This is a genomic window from Ciceribacter azotifigens, assembly GCF_048159625.1.
GTDB classification, from domain to species: Bacteria; Pseudomonadota; Alphaproteobacteria; order Rhizobiales; family Rhizobiaceae; genus Allorhizobium; species Allorhizobium azotifigens.
The window spans coordinates 1-637 of the sequence record NZ_JBLQTA010000083.1; the positions used below are offsets into that span (position 1 = coordinate 1).

The 637-nt window shown below is 59.0% G+C and carries 2 pseudogenes; both read left to right on the forward strand.

Annotation, left to right across the window (positions count from 1 at the left end):
• Window positions 1-43: 43 nt before the first annotated feature.
• Window positions 44-424 (forward strand): annotated as a pseudogene (locus ACM6UT_RS23430) (DUF6290 family protein); the annotation flags it as partial.
• Window positions 420-578: pseudogene (locus tag ACM6UT_RS23435) on the forward strand (plasmid mobilization relaxosome protein MobC); the annotation flags it as partial. The pseudogenes ACM6UT_RS23430 and ACM6UT_RS23435, both read left to right, overlap by 5 nt.
• Window positions 579-637 lie beyond the last annotated feature (59 nt).

The following is a 637-nucleotide window of genomic DNA, read 5'->3' on the forward strand; positions in this document are numbered from 1 at the left end:
CAAGGCTCCGGGAAGGCTTAATTGATTGACGAGTAGAGACACGATCGAAGTGCCGACAGCCAAGCAACGCAAGGGGCGTCTCATCAACGTCCGCGTCAGCGATGCAGAGCATTCGGCTATCGAAGAAGCGGCCAAGTCGGCCGGTATGAGTGTGTCTGCTCTTTTCCGTTCTCTGCTCCTCGAGGGTGCTGGCGTTCGACCTATTCTGACTGCGGAAGACAGGTTGATCATGGCCGCATTGCTCGAAGACATGCGGATGATCGGCATCAATTTGAATCAGGTCGCCCGCTCCCTGAATGCAGGAAAGGGTGTCCATCCCTCAGAGCTGGACATCAACCTTGGCAACGTCCAGCGGATTCAGGCGGCCGTAATGAGTGAGCTGCGGACACTTTCGCGCCGTGCCGGGCATGAGCGCCGNTTTGAATCAGGTCGCCCGCTCCCTGAATGCAGGAAAGGGTGTCCATCCCTCAGAGCTGGACATCAACCTTGGCAACGTCCAGCGGATTCAGGCGGCCGTAATGAGTGAGCTGCGGACACTTTCGCGCCGTGCCGGGCATGAGCGCCGAGGCGAGGTGTAGGCCGTGGAGTTCTTTTTCGGCACTTTCACAAGCGAATGGGAGCAAGGGCGCGCGGCGCT